General features: G+C 41.0%; 13 protein-coding genes. 10 read left to right on the plus strand and 3 right to left on the minus strand.

The features are described from left to right. The first annotated feature begins 151 nt into the window (after positions 1-151). The 5 genes from H9629_RS06660 (at position 152) to H9629_RS06680 (ending at position 5,195) form a co-directional block, all read left to right on the plus strand. Complete coding sequence (locus H9629_RS06660) at positions 152-469, plus strand: ArsR/SmtB family transcription factor (RefSeq protein WP_064096688.1); 318 nt, start codon at positions 152-154, stop codon at positions 467-469. Positions 470-652: 183 nt separating this feature from the next. Further along, positions 653-2,401, plus strand: coding sequence for a SulP family inorganic anion transporter (locus H9629_RS06665; RefSeq protein WP_064096687.1), 1,749 nt, complete (start codon positions 653-655; stop codon positions 2,399-2,401). Positions 2,402-2,729: 328 nt separating this feature from the next. Next, positions 2,730-3,926, plus strand: coding sequence for a serine/threonine transporter SstT (gene sstT / locus H9629_RS06670; RefSeq protein WP_064096686.1), 1,197 nt, complete (start codon positions 2,730-2,732; stop codon positions 3,924-3,926). Between the two features lie 42 nt (positions 3,927-3,968). Next, on the plus strand, positions 3,969-4,646 hold the full coding sequence (locus H9629_RS06675) for a YoaK family protein (RefSeq protein ID WP_064096685.1): 678 nt from the start codon (positions 3,969-3,971) through the stop codon (positions 4,644-4,646). A gap of 12 nt (positions 4,647-4,658) precedes the next feature. After that, positions 4,659-5,195, plus strand: a complete 537-nt coding sequence (locus tag H9629_RS06680; protein ID WP_064096684.1) for a DUF2058 domain-containing protein — start codon at positions 4,659-4,661, stop codon at positions 5,193-5,195. 200 nt (positions 5,196-5,395) lie between these two features. Here H9629_RS06680 and H9629_RS06685 read toward each other — a convergent pair whose 3' ends face one another. Continuing rightward, the gene (locus H9629_RS06685; protein ID WP_191730768.1) at positions 5,396-7,189 is read right to left on the minus strand and encodes an NAD-dependent malic enzyme; all 1,794 of its coding nucleotides are present in this window, start codon (positions 7,187-7,189) and stop codon (positions 5,396-5,398) included. 537 nt (positions 7,190-7,726) lie between these two features. Here H9629_RS06685 and H9629_RS06690 point away from each other — a divergent pair. Further along, entirely contained in the window at positions 7,727-8,980 is a 1,254-nt protein-coding gene (locus H9629_RS06690) for a mechanosensitive ion channel family protein (RefSeq protein ID WP_064096836.1), read from the plus strand. A 113-nt stretch (positions 8,981-9,093) separates the two neighbouring features. Here the strand turns inward: H9629_RS06690 and H9629_RS06695 are convergent, their stop codons facing one another. Next, on the minus strand, positions 9,094-9,747 hold the full coding sequence (locus tag H9629_RS06695; protein WP_064102926.1) for a P-loop NTPase family protein: 654 nt from the start codon (positions 9,745-9,747) through the stop codon (positions 9,094-9,096). A gap of 206 nt (positions 9,748-9,953) precedes the next feature. On the opposite strand from H9629_RS06695, the gene H9629_RS06700 reads away from it, so the two are divergent. The 4 genes from H9629_RS06700 to H9629_RS06715 all read left to right on the plus strand — a co-directional run bounded on the left by H9629_RS06700 (position 9,954) and on the right by H9629_RS06715 (position 15,173). Then, positions 9,954-11,807, plus strand: a complete 1,854-nt coding sequence (locus H9629_RS06700) for an ABC transporter ATP-binding protein (protein WP_064102927.1) — start codon at positions 9,954-9,956, stop codon at positions 11,805-11,807. A 464-nt stretch (positions 11,808-12,271) separates the two neighbouring features. Further along, complete coding sequence (locus H9629_RS06705) at positions 12,272-13,300, plus strand: AraC family transcriptional regulator (RefSeq protein WP_064102928.1); 1,029 nt, start codon at positions 12,272-12,274, stop codon at positions 13,298-13,300. 82 nt (positions 13,301-13,382) lie between these two features. After that, complete coding sequence (gene gcvH / locus H9629_RS06710) at positions 13,383-13,757, plus strand: glycine cleavage system protein GcvH (RefSeq protein WP_004280423.1); 375 nt, start codon at positions 13,383-13,385, stop codon at positions 13,755-13,757. Positions 13,758-13,970: 213 nt separating this feature from the next. Next, positions 13,971-15,173 (plus strand): MFS transporter, encoded by a 1,203-nt coding sequence (locus H9629_RS06715; protein ID WP_404793718.1) that lies wholly within the window; start codon positions 13,971-13,973, stop codon positions 15,171-15,173. An 80-nt stretch (positions 15,174-15,253) separates the two neighbouring features. On the opposite strand, the gene H9629_RS06720 is transcribed toward H9629_RS06715, so the two are convergent. Then, the gene (locus H9629_RS06720) at positions 15,254-16,453 is read right to left on the minus strand and encodes a PilT/PilU family type 4a pilus ATPase (protein WP_005246179.1); all 1,200 of its coding nucleotides are present in this window, start codon (positions 16,451-16,453) and stop codon (positions 15,254-15,256) included. Between the last annotated feature and the right edge of the window lie 594 nt (positions 16,454-17,047).

A 17,047-nucleotide genomic window follows, 5' to 3' on the forward strand; every position in this document is an offset into this window, starting at 1 on the left:
ATAAATTTATCTTATCTATCAATATTTAAAATATAATTTTAATTGATAATTCAATTCATTAAAAACCATAAAACTTAACTGTTTTTAGCAATGTATTAAGGACCCAGCCCCGTATAATTGACTGGCTGTAACTTTATAATGGATATATTGAATGAAAACCGATTTTGAAATCACGACCATGCGCAATTCAGCAGAACAGGTCGTCGGCATTTTAAAATCTCTGGCCAATACTGACCGTCTTCTCATTTTATGCCATCTGTCACAAGCGGAACTGAATGTTTCAGAAATCGAGCAAATGACTGAAATCAAACAGCCTACGCTCTCCCAGCAGCTGATGATGCTGCGTAAAAGTGATGTAGTCCATACCCGGCGTAATGGCAAACAGATTTATTATTCAATTAAAGACCAAAATTTGATTGTCGTCTTAAATACACTTTACCAATTATATTGCAGCAATAAGGTAAATTAATGGTTATTTAAATTTTAGACATTAAAGGTGTTTTACATTATAAAAATCAGAATTCCAGATTTTTAGATGCAATGTGACTTGTTCCGATGATTCTAAATATGAATCATCACATATTTAGAACAGCTAAGACTTCTTAGCAGAATTTGTGCATAATATATCTATATTTGTGATTTAGACCTTTTTATGCCAAATTCCAAGTCTAAAATTCTGCATAAACTCCCTGCCTGGGCCTGGTTAAGCCACTATACGCCAGTCAAATTTAAATCCGATGTTCTGGCTGCCCTGATTGTAGTGGCCATGCTGGTGCCCCAAGGGATGGCCTATGCCATGCTTGCAGGCTTGCCACCGATCATGGGTTTATATGCCAGCATCCTGCCAATGATCATTTATGCTTTGCTCGGTGGTAGTTCGACTTTGTCAATCGGCCCCGTGGCCATCATTTCCATGATGACCTTCGCCACGCTTAATCCCTTGTTTGAAGTGGGTTCCCCGGTCTATATTGAAGCTGCAATGTTATTGGCACTGATGGTTGGCATTATCTCCCTGCTTTTAGGCGTATTCCGTTTTGGTTTTCTGATCCAGCTAATCAGTCATCCCGTGATTCAAAGTTTCATCATTGCATCAGCATTGCTCATTGCTTTTGGCCAGTTAAAGTTTTTGGTTGACCTCCCCTTAAAAGCCAATAATATTCCGGAGTTTGTCAGTAGCTTGTTGCAATACTTCCCGCTATTGCACCTTCCTAGCCTGATTTTCGGCCTGCTGTCTATCAGTCTGCTGATCTATCTGCCCAAGTTATTAAAATCTCAGGCTGTACAAAGCCGGATTGGTCCTACAGATTTTCTGGTCCGGGCGGTACCCCTGATTCTGGTGTGTCTCGGCATTGCTGCAATTGTATTTCTGGATTTAAAGATTTATGGCATTAAAACTGTCGGTGCAATTCCATCCGGTTTTCCACCTTTATCCTTTCCACACTGGAACTGGGAACTGGTCATGACCTTGTTGCCTGGTGCCAGCATGATCGCCATGATCAGCTTTGTAGAATCGCTTTCGATTGCGCAAGCCACAGCATTGCAGCAGCGCAGCCATCTAGATAGTAATCAGGAACTGATCGCGCTTGGCCTGGCCAATATCAGTGCAGGCGTAAGCTCAGCCTTTCCGGTAACGGGCAGCCTGTCACGGACTGTGGTGAATGCTGATGCCGGTGCCAAATCCCCTATGGCTGGTGTTTTATCTTCAATTCTGATTATTTTTGTCAGCCTGTTCTTTACCGGATTTTTTGAAGATCTGCCCCTGACGATTCTGGCCGCCACAATTATTGTCTCGATCTGGAAACTGGTTAACTTTCAGCCATTCGTTGATGCCTGGCGTTATTCCAAAGCAGATGGTCTTGCCATGTGGATTACTTTTCTGGGCGTGGTGCTGATTGACATTTCTACTGGTTTGCTGATTGGAATTGTATCAACTTTTGTGCTGATGTTATGGCGCATCAGCCGGCCGCATATTGCAGTCGTGGGTCTAGTTGAAGGAACCCAGCATTTTCGCAATATTCAGCGCCATCAGGTCATCACCTCAGATCGGGTGCTGTCACTGCGGATTGATGAAAATCTATCGTTTCTGAATGCCAATAACTTCAAAGGATATCTGATCAATGAGATCAGCCTGAATGACAAGCTACAACACGTGATTTTAAACTGTTCCAGTATCAGTGCCATTGATCTGAGTGCTCTGGAAATGCTGGAAGATTTAAATGCTGAATTGGCCAAACTGGATATTCACCTGCATTTCGCAGAAGTCAAAGGCCCGGTGATGGATAAACTGCAGGCGTCCAGATTGATGAAGCATCTGAGTGGCCGGATTTATCTGACACATTTTCAGGCGATCCGAGATCTGGCGCCAGAGATCTTTGAACAGCATAAAGATTATACAATTTAGGACCATTTAGACTTATACTCATGCCCGGCTATATAAAGCGGATATGAGTTCATGTCTTTTATGAATTTTCAAATATAATTTGAATTTCTTGGTCTGAAATTGATATTTATTTCATCTATAAAATTTTCTCCGAGATGATTTATCCATCATGTGCAGATTTTTTCTTCAAAAAAAACAATATCTAAAACCAGTTAACTTTAGAATATATTAATAATATCAATAGTTTGACTTTAATATGAAAATATAGTCGAAGCCCTGTTTAATTTAAGTATAAAATAGCACGACTTTTTTCCCCATTTCGCCCTCGTAATTTTCACAAGGCAACCTTATGTTTTCTGCCCTTACGCGCATGAGCTTAGTCTCTCGAATCATCATCGCCATTATTTTAGGCGTGGCTGTGGCTGTGGTATTTCCCGAAGTTGCTCCCTCATTAAGCCTACTGGGCGACCTGTTTATTAAAGCCTTGAAATCTGTTGCACCGATTCTGGTTTTCATTTTAGTGTTAGCTTCTATCGCGAATTTTAAGGTGGGTCAGTCTAACTCTGCTATCAGGCCGATTATGATAATGTATGCGGTTGGTATGTTCCTTGCTGCACTCAGCGCTGTGGTTGCGAGTATTTTATTCCCAAGTACACTGTTCCTGGATATCGCTACACAAACTGACTTGCAGCCACCTGGCAGTCTGGTAGAAATTCTGAAAAATTTGCTGCTCAGTTTTGTCGCTAATCCGGTGGTTGCCATTGCTGAAGCTAACTTTATTGGTATCCTGGCTTGGTCAGTAGCCTTAGGTATTGCTTTCCGTCATGCATCAGATACAACCAAGACACTTTTGAATGATGCAGCCTTTGCGGTGAATTATGTAATTCGTCTTGTTATCAGTTTTGCGCCTGTAGGTATTTTTGGTCTGGTTGCAGTGACTTTTGCTGAGTCTGGCCTCGAAACGCTGACCAGTTACGTGCATTTACTTGCCGTGTTGCTCGGAACCATGGTCTTTGTGGCTCTGGTCATTAATCCGCTTCTGGTTGCCTTAATCACGCGTAATAACCCATATCCACTGGTGTTCACTTGTTTGCGAGAAAGTGGTATTACTGCTTTCTTTACCCGTAGTTCGGCAGCCAATATTCCAGTAAACCTGGATCTGGCAAAACGTTTAGGTGTCAAAGAATCGACTGCAAGTATTGCAATACCTCTCGGTGCTGCAATCAACATGGCTGGTGCTTCTGTCACTATTACCGTATTGTCATTGGCTGCCGTGAATACTTTGGGAATTAATGTCGATTTTACCACCATGCTGATTCTTTCGGTGGTGGCTGCAATCTCGGCATGCGGGGCTTCTGGTGTTGCCGGTGGTTCATTGCTATTGATTCCGGTCGCATGTGGCCTGTTTGGTATTTCTTCAGACATTGCCATGCAAGTTGTTGCAATTGGTATGGTAATCAGTGTATTACAGGATTCTACTGAAACCGCGCTAAATTCATCGACTGACGTTTTGTTCACGACAGCAGTAGACCGCGCATCAAATTGATTTTATATTAATTAAACAATATGTTTAGCCATTGATGTTGTTATGCCATTACAGCGTTTACCCATCTGGATTCATCTGGGTGCATTTTTTCTTGCCGTGAATGCCGGCATGATTAATGTACTCGGTCTGATTACCGTCCTGCACCAATCCGTTTCCCATATGACCGGTAATATCAGTATGCTGGCCATGGCGCTGGTGAATTGGGAACCGCAGCATATCGTGTATCTGTTTCTGGTAACGCTATGTTATGTCATTGGCTCAATGTATAGCGGTCTTATTCTGGGTAACAGTCACTTTCAGTTAGGACGTCTTTATGGCTATCCGCTCAGCCTGGTGGCTTTGTTTATTCTGCTAAGCTGGATATTGCTCCCTTATTTTCCTCGCTATGGCCTGCTCTGGGCCTGTACAGCAATGGGCGTACAAAATGCCATGGTCAGCCATTATAAGGGCGCAATTATTCGCACCACGCATTTATCTGGCGTACTGACCGATCTTGGTCTGGCCTTAGGCTACCGTATACGCGGATTGGATGTGGAACCACGCCGGGTGATTTTACATGTTCTGATTTTACTCGGTTTTTTCGGTGGTGGTCTTCTTGCCAGCTGGGTTTATCCTTATTTAAAATTAAACGCATTCCTGATCCCGGTCGTGTTAAGTCTGACCCTCAGCCTCACCTACTGGGTGATTTATATACGTTATCGACATCAATTCGACTCATAACTGGACATTCTTATGGTTAAAAACGCATTACAGGCACAATTGTTAAAGGCAGGTCTGGTCGATAATAAGAAAGCAAAAAAACTGTCAAAACAGGCCGTTCACGAAAAGCGCACTGGCGATAGCAGTGATGCTGAAATCAAGGCTAAAATTGAACAGGCCAAACAGGAAAAGCTAGCAAAAGATCAGGCGATTGAACGAGAGAAAAAAGCAGCGCTGCAGGAAAAAGAGCTCAAAGCTGCTATTATGCAAATGATCAATCAGCATAAAATTCGTGACACTGACGGTGAAATTGCCTATCAGTTTATTGATAATTCTAAAATCAAGAAAGTCTATCTGAATCAGCAAATTTATAATGCCCTGGTTGCAGGAAGCCTGGTGATCGCCCGCGAAAATGAAAGCTATGCTTTCCTGCCTAAAGCGCTGGCGGATCGTATCAATGCCAAAATGCAAGGCTTTATCATCGTGAATAATTCAGAGAAAAATGAAGAAACGACTGATGAAGAAGATCCGTATGCAGATTATGTGATTCCAGATGATTTGATGTGGTAAGCCTATTCTTATCTAATAAATAAAACCGGCTCAGGCCGGTTTTATTAAATTATATCTTCAAGATCTTAGTTCAAATAATTAAAAATTGACTTAAGCTGGTATTTGAACACCTTTGCATCTATAACAAGATGAAATGTATTTTTAGAATAAAAAGATGCAGCTTAACCCGTCTCATCTACATCCTCATTTTTAAGCTGAAACTAGATAGCTTCTACAGGTACATATACGGGCCACCAAGCAGCCTGACGAATCACCTCAACATCAGACTCTTCTGTTTTAAGCTCAGAAATTCCTTGGTCCCGTGCAGTACGAAGCACTTCTAAGGCAACAACACTGGAAGTTACTCTCAGATCGGCATTTGATGGTAATAACGAGGCACCTTCAGAACCTAAATTTGCCTGACTGGCCACGGCCTGGGCGGCGGCAAAGATCATTTCATCCGTGATTTTTTGAGCTTTGGCAACAATTGCACCAAAACCCAAACCTGGATAAAGTGCCGCATTATTGGCCTGGCCAATTTTATAGCGCACATTGTGATAAATCACATCATCAAATGGTGCTCCGGTTGCCACAAATACTTTCCCATTCGTCCACTCAATCAGCTGTTGCGGTGTTGCTTCATGTAGTAATGTCGGATTGGACAATGGGAAGATGATGGGACGTTCAACATGACTGGCCATGTGTTTCACAATCTGCTCTGTAAATTGACCCGGTGTGGTAGACGTTCCTATTAAAATAGTGGGTCTTACTTGTGCAACAGTTTCTGCAAGATCAATAATCCCTTTATTTTGATTAGCTTTTGCTTGTAATGCTGCCATATGGGGCCAACGTGTTCTTGCCTCTATCGCAGTATGATTAACTACCCGATTAAAACCAGCAACTTCAGCATTTTTACGCACATAGGTTTTTTGGAAATCTAGAAGACCATCATTCATATCTTCAGTTAATAAGCCGGGCAAATCGACTAACCAGATTCGGGAAATGGCTTGTTCTTTTGTCAGGCCGCTACGAATCATTTGAGCACAGATTTGATCTGCAATACCACAGCCTGCTGTGCCTGCACCAAAGATCACTACCCGCTGTTCAGTCCACGGTGTTTGACTTAATTTAACTGCATTTAACAGACCAGACATCACAATAGCACCTGTGCCCTGAATATCGTCGTTAAAGGTTGGAAGGGTTTCGCGGTAACGGTCCAAAATCCGCCGGGCATTGGTCGAACCAAAATCCTCCCAATGCAATACTGCTTGCGGAAATAACTTTCTTGCAGCTTTTATATAGGCATCTATAAAATCATCATATGCTTTGCCCTGAATCCGTTCATGCCGGTTCCCGACATAGGACGGATCATTTAATAATTTTTCATTATTGGTGCCTACATCCAGAATTACGGGGATGACCCGGTGTGGATCTATTCCCGCAGCTGCGGTATAAACCGCCAGCTTACCGATGGAAATATCTACCCCATTTGAACCCCAGTCTCCAATTCCCAGAATTTCCTCAGCATCGGAAGCGACTATCAGATCAATATCCCCAGATTCAGCACCATAGGACTGCAGCTTTTCTTCAATACTTTCAGGCTCATTAATGCTTAAGAAAACACCACGTGGACGTGTCATGATTTCACTATAATTTTCAATTGCCTCCCCCACAATCGGGTCATAAACTATAGGCAACATTTCCAGCATATGACGCTGTAATAATGCATAAAACAATGTCACATTATTATCATGCAGACGCCACATATAAATATGCTTATCCAAATCACTGTTACAGGCTTGGTAAGCCTGATAGGTACGATTTAATTGCAGTTCCATATCAGTCGTCACCACGGGTGGTAAAATCCCGGTTAAATCCAAAGCTTTTCTTTCTTCTAAGCTAAATGAAGTCCCTTTATTTAAGGCAGGATCACGCAAAACTTCATAACCGCGTGCAGTAGTTTTAAATTTACGCTGATTATTTTCAATAACTACTTTAGCTTGACGAGTATACATATTCATACCTTTTAAAATAATTATAGGATGTTGAGAAAGTATCTGGATTAAATATCAGCTCAGCCGAGCATCTTTTTAGAATCAATACTTGTTAAAATATTATTCATATCTTTTCTTTATGCCATGCGAGTTTTTTTTGAAATCATTATTTTTTTAAATTCTATGTTAATAATTATTCTACCTTTAGGCATTAATATTAAATGAGATAATTAAAAAATTGATTTCAATTTAATTATTCTTGCTTGTAAACCTAAATCAAATAATATTAGCTATGACTAAATATACAAATCTATATTTTGTAACTTCAAATATTATATATTGAAAAATAAAAACTTATTTCTCATAAAAAATATTCAGTAGCAAATCTATTGAATATGAAACTTGAAACCAAGCTAGAGCTGTATTTTCAGGCCTTTTTAACCGTTTGATAGTAAACAGCATATGAGGAAATGTATTAAAAGTTTATTTAAAATTAAAAAATTCATGCTAAAGCTATAAACTCTATAACTATTTTTTAATTGAATGAGAAAAGATAACTTGGAACAGTTTAAGGTGATCGAGAATATACAGGTCTGGGCAGATCAGTACCCATGGCTGGAAATGCTGTCTTCACTCAGTATTGTGATTTTACTGGCCATTCTTGCCAATCTATTTGCCAAACAGGTTGTGGTACGTGGAATTCGTAAAATGATTTCCAAAATGCCTTTTGCACATAATGAAATCATTGCCGAGCATAGCGTGATTCGTCGCATTGCCAATATCGTGCCCGCAATTGTAATTATGAACGGGATTACCACCGTTCCGCATTTATCTGACAAGGTTGAGACCTTCATCCAGATGGGTGCACAAGCCTTCATCTTCCTGACTATTGCTCTGGCAATTGGTGAACTACTCAATATTTTCAATCTGATTTATCAACGCAATCCTAAGTCGCGTAACAAGCCAATCAAGGGTTATTTACAGCTGGTCAAACTGATTATCTTCATCGTTTGTGGTCTGATGATTCTGGGAACTTTCCTGAAAAAAGATGTCTTTACCTTGCTGGCCGGATTTGGTGCCATGGCCGCGGTACTGATGCTGGTGTTCCAGAATACTATTTTGTCACTGGTGGCTTCAGTACAGATTTCATCTTATGACATGGTACGGATTGGCGACTGGATTGAAATGCCTTCGCTAAATGCAGACGGCGATGTCATTGATATGTCATTACATACCATTACGGTACAGAACTTCGATAAAACAGTGACCACGATTCCAACCAACAAACTGGTTACGGATACCTTTAAAAACTGGCGTGGCATGCAGGAAGCTGGGGCACGGCGGATCAAACGCTCGATTCACATTGATCAAAACAGCGTACATTTTATGTCGGCTGAAGAACAGAACAAGCTGAAAAATTTTATTCTGCTGGATCAGTACCTAAATACCAAATCAGAAGAGCTGGAACAATTTAACCTGCAACTGAGCCATCATTCACAGTACAACCAGCGCCGTCTCACCAATCTTGGTACCTTCCGTGCCTATGTAGAGTTCTATCTGCAACAGCATCCGGGAATTAGCAAAAATCACTCCCTGATGGTGCGTCAGTTACAACCGACCAGTGAAGGTCTACCACTAGAAATATATGCCTTTACCAATACCACGGTTTGGGCCGAATATGAAAATATCCAGTCTGATATTTTTGATCATCTATTGGCGATTATTCCTGAATTTGGTTTAAAAGTGTACCAAGCCCCTTCAGGTCTTGATTTAAAAGAAGCATTTAGTCAACCTTCTTCCATTATTAGTTAATTATAAGTTCCGACAATTTTTTAAGCCTGAAATACTGTCCTATTTCAGGCTTTTAACTATTCTGTTTTGATAAAAAATCAATAATTTAAAATATAAATTTAATCTTTGGGGGGTCAGCCTGAAATTTTAGAGGATTTTTCCTGCATAAGCTCCTGCAGCATTTTATAAAAATCAGGCTCTAAATTGATCTGATCGTCACAGATACTTGCACCATTTAATAATAAATTCTGGCTACCTTGATGCTCATAAATTACTGTATTCAGAAACTGCGTACCGGGAATATTCTTGAGCAGGTTCTGTGTCTGCTTCATTTCCGCAAGCTGCTGTTCAGGAACCTTATTTAATACAGTATAAACTTTTAATTGAGTATTATATTGTGCAATCCCAATCGCCAATTGCACCAGTTCGGTTTCAAGCTGACTATCTTCTGGATTAATGGAACTTGGAATAATCAGTTTATCTGCATGTTTCAGGACTGAACGTAAGGCAGGTGTATCCTGCCCATCAATATCAACAATAATATAGCTGAACTGCTGTTTCAGCATATCCAGCCGGTGATCCAGACTATGACTGTCATGTTTTAAGACATCCAGATGCTCGAAAGAAAATTTTTCATTTTTCAGATTTGCCCATTCAAAACCCTGCGGCTCCAGATTGGCATCAAGCAATAACGTAGGACTTTGCCCACGTAATAACTCAGTGATATGCATGGCAATCATGGTTTTTCCTGAGCCTCGTTTACGGCTAGCTACTACCCAAATACTCATATCTTACTGCTCTCTTTTGAGATTATTTTGATTATAAAAAATTGATTAAAATTTAATATAATTATGGGTTTAGAATTACGTATCCATATTGAAAAGTAAAGTCTGACTTTTAAATAATTTTGTGGCAATTTCACCCAATTACGGGCTTAAAAAAACAGAATCCTTTATAATTCTCGAAAAGCAAAATGCATGATAAGAGTACGATAATGTTTCGATGGCTTGAAAGACTGGTTGACCCCTATCCCACCAAAAATCTCAACCAACCTTTACCAACCAGGTTTTTTCCATTTGTCTGGCAGGCAGCCTATGGCGTACGCCGTTATTTGCTGATTCTGGTACTGTGTACTGCTGGTGCAGCCAGCTTCGAAGCCTTACTTTACTCAAAAATTGGTGACCTGGTGAACTGGCTGAGTAAAAGCCAGCCGGATACTTTTCTGGAGCAACATGCCAGTAATTTAACCTTACTGAGTATTGTTCTTCTGGCCAATATTTTTTTCGCCAGTGCACAATCGCTGATCAAGCACCAGATTTTGTACAGTAATTTCCCAATGCGTTTACGCTGGCGCTTTCATAATCTGCTGATGAAACAAAGCCTAGATTTTTTCCACAATGATTTTGCCGGACGCTTATCGGCCAAGGTCATGCAAACGGCGTTGGCAGTACGCGAGTTCTGGGTAATTCTGGGTGACATGCTGGCTTATGTGCTGATTTATTTCATCACCATCAATATTGTTTTGGGTGCAATTTCCCCCTTGCTGATCATTCCACTGATGGTCTGGCTAGCCTTGTTCATCTGTGCAGCTTGTTACTTTATTCCTCGTTTGAGCCGAATTTCCAATGCCCAGGCGGATGCCCGTGCGGTCATGACCGGCCGTATCACGGATGCCTATACCAATATCCAGACCGTGAAGCTTTTTGCCCATGCCGGCCGCGAAAGCCAGTATGCCAAAACTTCGATGCAGGAATTTATGGTCACGGTATATAAACAGATGCGTCTGGGTGCGCAATACGAAATCAGTATTTTACTGCTGAGTGTGGTGTTGTACGGTGGCGTACTGGGTACCGCGATCTGGCTGTGGATGGAAGGTCAGGCCGAGCTGGGAATTATTGCCGCAACTACGGCAATGGTACTGAAACTGAACAGTATTGCCGAATTTATGATGTGGCAGACCTCCGCCCTGTTTGAAAATGTGGGTACCATCCAAGATGGCATGAAGACCTTAGGCCGTAAAATTACCATTGAAGATAAACCAGGTACCAAAGAACTGCAGCTAAAGCATGGTGAAATTAAATTTGAAAATGTCAGCTTTGCCTATAATGATAAAAACGTCATTGATCAGTTTAATCTCACCATTCATCCAGGTGAAAAAATTGGTATTGTCGGCCGTTCAGGTGCAGGGAAATCCACCCTGATTCAGCTGTTGCTGCATTTTTATCATCTCAACCAGGGCCGTATCTTGATCGATGGTCAGGATATTGATGAGGTCACTCAGGACAGTTTGCGCAAGAATATTGCTTTAGTGACCCAAGATACTTCACTGCTGCATCGCACGGTCGCGGAAAACATTAAATATGGCCGTCCTGATGCCAGCGATGAAGAAATGTATGAAGCTGTGCGTAAAGCCAAAGCAGAAGAGTTTATTCCAAATCTGACTGATCTACGCGGCAAAAAAGGCTATGAAGCCTATGTAGGCGAACGTGGCGTGAAGCTTTCCGGTGGTCAGCGTCAACGGATTGCAATTGCACGTGTATTCCTGAAAGATGCGCCGATTCTGATTCTGGATGAAGCCACCAGTGCACTGGATTCTGAAGTAGAAGCTGCCATTCAGAACAGCCTGGATGAACTGATGAAAGGTAAAACCGTAATTGCCATTGCGCATCGCCTTTCGACCATTGCGCAGATGGATCGTCTGATTGTAATGGATCAGGGTCGAATTGCCGAACAAGGCACGCATGATGAACTGGTGGCATTAAATGGTATCTATGCCCAGCTTTGGCAGCGTCAAACTGGCGGCATGCTGATTGAGCAACAAATCAAAGCATCAAAAGATCATGAATAATATGATCTCTAGAAGATTTCAAAACTTCTGATGATTTGATCGGCTTCAATACTGAACAGGTCTGGGACAAAAGAAAACTTTGCCCAGACCTTTCTTTTTAAAATCTTCTCTACAGATGAACCTTGAGTTGCCATCTATCCGATATTTTTTACTGAAATTCCCCAGCATATGGGCATTGAAAGTACCCTCATGAAGCATGTTTCAATTTTAATTTACACTTACGCCGTATTCTCAGATTTTGGGCTAGCCCATGCAGAAATATGACAGGTTCAATAAAATAATTCTAATTTGATCAACAAAATTATGTGGTTTAATTGATTTTAAGGCTGAATTCAGGCTAATCTGCCAGAGGTACAGTCACAATCGCCAAAATTTTGTCCAACAATTTTAATGAAAAATTTGGTGGCTTCATGCCAATATCTATTCATAAATAAAAAAATTTGAATGAGTGCAACGGATCGCGCATGAAAACAATTGCTCCACGCCAAGACCAAGGAATTCCAGGTGTTTACGGTCTCCTGCTTCTCGATGTCATTTCCCGCTGGGGTTATAATAATGAGTCGCTTTTCAAACCTTTTGGCCTGACCAGTGAACAGTTGGCAGATCCTGATTTTCGTATTCCAACTCCTGTCGCCAATGAACTGGTCAAATATGCCCTGAAACTGACCGGGGAACCGACCTTGGGCTATCATCTCGGCACACAGATGCGGATCTCGATTCATGGCTTTATTGGCTATGCCATTATGACGGCGAATAATATTACTGATGCGCTGGTACTGGCGAATCGATTTATTCAACTTCGCTTACCCTTCCTGCAACTATTTTTCTCGACTTTTGGTGCTAAAGCCACGGTACAACTGCAAACCGATATTCAGCTTGAACCTCTGCGCACCGAAATTTCCATTGCCTTGATGATTGGTCTGATCAGTATGGCCAAAGCGATTACAGGCGTTAACGATGCAACGGGAGAAATTGACTTCGATTTTAAGAAGCCGGAAGGTTTTGAACGCTTTATGGCGAAGTTCCCTACCCATCAGTTCCGCTTTGAACAGCCGCATTTAATTCTGAGTTTTGATAAAAGCTACCTGATGAACAAGCTGGTACATGCCGATCCGATTGCCAGCCAGATTGCGATTAACCAGTGTGAAACAGAACTTTCTGCCTTGGGCGAACGGCACCGGATTGCCATGCGTGTCCGGGATATCTTGACCCATGCCGAGCAACACTATCTCAGTATTGAAAGTGTGGCTGATCGCTTGCATATGTCTGACCGTACCTTAAAACGTCAACTTGCCGCCGAAGGCACCTCCTTTTCTACCCTGGTCGATGAAGTGCGTTACCGGCATGCTACCTCGTTATTATCCCGGACAGATTTTACCTTGGAACAGATTGCCGATGAACTGGGTTATAGCGATGTCGCCAATTTTAGCCGGGCGTTTAAACGCTGGAGTGGTCGCAGCCCGAGCAACTGGCGCAAAGATCCTTATTTATAAGGAAGTATAAGCCTTTTGTTTTGCTTAAAAAGAATGTATAAAACATGTCAAAAATGATCTTAAGATTTTTAAGGAGTTATCAATGAATCATCCTGCAGAATTAAAGTACGCAAGTACACATGAATGGGTGCGCATTGAGGGTGATCTTGTTGTGACCGGTATTTCCGACCATGCACAGGATGCATTAGGCGATCTGGTCTATGTCGAAGCACCAGATCTTGATTCACATATCACTGCGGGCGAACAGGCCGGTGTAGTTGAATCTGTCAAAACTGCTTCCGATATTCATGCACCGGTGTCTGGTGTAGTGGTTGAAATTAATCCTGATCTTGAAGATGATCCTGATTTTATTAATGATGATCCATATGGCAAAGGCTGGATCTATAAAATCAAGCCGGACAATATGGCCGATGTCGAAAAACTGCTCTCCAACACAGAATATGAAGCTGGACTCTAAGCTGGTCCAAGATTCAGATAATCAGCCTCCGGGCTGATTTTTTTATAGAAAAGACAAACTTTTTACTTATTTTTCCCGATTAAACTCAAGGTGTTTCTGTCGGAAACTTATTGCACTTTTCACATATATTTCTTAAAGTGATTAAGGTACTTGCTTTGCAGCCCATCTGTCGTGCTTGCTTATAAAAATAATACTCATGTGCAGTCTCAGCGCTTGTCGCACATATTATTCAGGATCCTCATGAACGACAATACTTCACTTCTTTGGACCAAGTCATTTGTACTTTGTCTGTCCAATAACCTGTTTTTATTTATTTTCTATTTTGCACAAACTACAATTTTGCCAATTTACATCTTGAAAGAGTTAGGCGGTAATCTAACCCAGGCCGGTCTGGCCATGACTTTATTTATGGTTTCTGCCATTGCAGTGCGTCCTTTTAGCGGCTTAATTATCGAAAGATTCGGTATACGCAAAACCTTAATTGTCTCAGAAATATTTTTCAATATTTTTTCCTTAGCTTACCTGTTCGCTGATCAGCTCACGATTCTGTTTATCATCCGTTTCTTGCATGGTATCTGGTTTAGTATCTTGACCACAGTTTGTGTGCCTGTCGTAAACCAGTTTATTCCGGAACAGCGTAAAGGCGAAGGTATGGGCTATTTTGTCATGTCGGTTAATCTGGGGATTGTTTTAGGGCCATTTATAGGTCTGAGCCTGATGGAATACTGGTCTTATTTTCAGGTCAGCATACTGCTGGTTGCCCTGGTCTTTATCGGATTTACCTTCTGTTTTCTGATTCCGGTCAAAGAACCTGAAAAAATAATTGAAAATTCTAACAAGAAAACATCACTTGAGCTGACAGATTTTGTAGAAAAGACGGTATTACCTGTTGCGGTACTGGCCATGCTGATTTCTTTTTCTTATGCCAGCATTATGTCCTTTATTGCTCCCTTTGCAGCCAGCAAAGGTTTAATGGCTTATGCTGGTTTGTTCTTTGTGGTTTTTGCAATTTCCATGATGAGCTTACGGCCGATCACCGGAAAAATTTATGATCGTAAAGGTCCACAATATGTGATTTATCCGGCATTGGTGGCTTTTAGTTTGGGCCTATTTTTACTGAGCCAGATCCAGAGCTTATGGGGATTCATGCTTGCTGCTGTCATGATTGGAGTAGGTTTTGGCAGTGTGCAGCCCTGTATTCAAACCTTGGCGATTCAACGTGCCCCCAAGCATCGGATTGGCTATGCAACCTCAACTTTTTATACATTCTATGATTTGGGTATTGCCATCGGTTCATTGCTCATTGGCGCCATCATTGCCGCTTATAGTTATCAGTTGGCTTTTATTTTGTGTGGTCTTTTAACGCTGAGCAGCATTGTTTATTTTAAGCTGCTGGTACAACGCAAAACTGACTAATTTTATGGATTGGATTGAATAATAAATAATATAAGTCAAAACAGGCAGAAAATTCTGCCTGTGATGTTTTGAGTAAAGGTTTATTCTGACACCGAAGTATTCTCTGCTTCTTTCTCATCCGCTTTTGGATCTTGCATCATGGTGAATTGGGTTGCTTCACTAGCTGGTGCAGTACTGTCCTGACGATTGCTTTTCAGCTTGATCTGCAGACGTAACTCATTGGTAGAATCGGCATTACGCAAAGCTTCTTCATAGGAAATGGCGCCTTGGTTATACAGGTCAAATAAGGCTTGGTCAAAAGTCTGCATGCCCAGTTCACGGGATTTAGCCATAATGGCTTTCAGCTCATGAAACTCGCCTTTCAGGATCAGGTCGGAAATCAAAGGTGTATTCAGCATGATTTCAATCGCTGCCCGACGGCCTTTACCATCTTGAGTCCGAATCAGACGCTGTGAAATAATCGCCTTCATATTTGAAGACAAATCCATCAATAACTGATTCCGGCGTTCTTCAGGGAAGAAGTTGATAATCCGGTCCAAAGTCTGGTTGGCATTATTGGAATGCAGAGTTCCCAAACACAAATGGCCAGTTTCCGCAAAAGCAATCGCATGTTCCATAGTTTCAGTATCGCGAATTTCCCCGATCAGAATTACATCCGGAGCCTGACGCAAGGTATTTTTCAGCGCATTATGCCAAGAATGGCAGTCCACTCCGACTTCACGATGAGTAATCATGGATTTTTTATGTTTATGCACATATTCAACCGGATCTTCTACGGTAATGATATGCCCTGCTGAATTTTCATTTCGGTAGTCAATCATGGCTGCGAGTGAAGTTGATTTACCTGAACCCGTTCCTCCGACTACCAGTACCAGTCCACGTTTTTCCATAATCACATGTTTCAGGGATTCCGGTAATTTCAGTTTCTGGAAATTTGGAATTTCTGCAGTAATGGTACGAATCACCATGCCCACATTAAGTTGTTGCTGGAACACATTGACCCGGAAACGGGAGACGCCCGGTACAGTAATGGCAAAGTTACATTCAAGTTCAGTTTCAAATTCTTTACGCTGTTTATCATTCATCAGACTGTAGGCAAACAGTTTGGTTTTTTCAGCTGTAAGTTCCTGTTGTCCAAAAGGTTTCATTAAGCCTTGATGTTTGATGCTCGGTGGAAAATCAGCCGTAATAAATAAATCTGAGCCACCATATTCCACTACTTTAGTCAGCATGTGATGCATGAATTTTTTTGCTTCGTCCAACAGTTCTGCCGTGAACATTTTCTTTCCCCCGGAAATGCACAACTGCACAAATCTTGATCTTAGATTTATGCCAATATATTTTGATTTCATTGTGCAGCGTTTTATAAATATGCTCAAATATATTTGATTTATAAAGAAAATATTTTTTAATATTTGTGTGATGTACTTCAATAAAAATTAAATTAAGTAGAAGTATTCAAGCTTTTTAAAGTAACTCTGCCAAAAAAATAGGATTGTAATTTTAAAGGTTGAATTCTCGTAGATGACTCATTATTTATGATTTACAATAAATAAAGTTTCTTTGAACGGCGCATTTAATATCTATCAAAGACATAACATATTTTCGTTTCTTATGATTACCCAACTTACTCGCTTCTATAAATCCAATTTGAGTTTCCGCATATGGAATAATAACTCATTAAAAAACTGGATATTATTTATTAAAACTCAATAGAACCATGGAACATTGATTGCTAAATGACCGTGGAACATGAAAAATCTATAAAAACATGATTTATAAGAAATAAAAAATTGATGTTATTCCCAAGTAGAAATGTCCTACCTAATAACCAAATAGAAATGTCCTATATGGACATTTCCAAGTCAAGTACA

This window comes from Acinetobacter pecorum (genome assembly GCF_014837015.1).
Classification (GTDB): domain Bacteria; phylum Pseudomonadota; class Gammaproteobacteria; order Pseudomonadales; family Moraxellaceae; genus Acinetobacter; species Acinetobacter pecorum.

What these genes read in the sequence shown, in the direction of transcription:
- H9629_RS06660 (WP_064096688.1), top strand. Translation starts at nt 152, where the DNA reads ATGAAAACCGATTTTGAAATCACGACCATGCGCAATTCAGCAGAACAG.
- H9629_RS06665 (WP_064096687.1), top strand. Translation starts at nt 653, where the DNA reads ATGCCAAATTCCAAGTCTAAAATTCTGCATAAACTCCCTGCCTGGGCC.
- sstT (WP_064096686.1), top strand. Translation starts at nt 2,730, where the DNA reads ATGTTTTCTGCCCTTACGCGCATGAGCTTAGTCTCTCGAATCATCATC.
- H9629_RS06675 (WP_064096685.1), top strand. Translation starts at nt 3,969, where the DNA reads ATGCCATTACAGCGTTTACCCATCTGGATTCATCTGGGTGCATTTTTT.
- H9629_RS06680 (WP_064096684.1), top strand. Translation starts at nt 4,659, where the DNA reads ATGGTTAAAAACGCATTACAGGCACAATTGTTAAAGGCAGGTCTGGTC.
- H9629_RS06685 (WP_191730768.1), bottom strand. Translation starts at nt 7,189, where the DNA reads ATGTATACTCGTCAAGCTAAAGTAGTTATTGAAAATAATCAGCGTAAA.
- H9629_RS06695 (WP_064102926.1), bottom strand. Translation starts at nt 9,747, where the DNA reads ATGAGTATTTGGGTAGTAGCTAGCCGTAAACGAGGCTCAGGAAAAACC.
- H9629_RS06700 (WP_064102927.1), top strand. Translation starts at nt 9,954, where the DNA reads ATGTTTCGATGGCTTGAAAGACTGGTTGACCCCTATCCCACCAAAAAT.
- H9629_RS06705 (WP_064102928.1), top strand. Translation starts at nt 12,272, where the DNA reads ATGAAAACAATTGCTCCACGCCAAGACCAAGGAATTCCAGGTGTTTAC.
- gcvH (WP_004280423.1), top strand. Translation starts at nt 13,383, where the DNA reads ATGAATCATCCTGCAGAATTAAAGTACGCAAGTACACATGAATGGGTG.
- H9629_RS06720 (WP_005246179.1), bottom strand. Translation starts at nt 16,453, where the DNA reads ATGTTCACGGCAGAACTGTTGGACGAAGCAAAAAAATTCATGCATCAC.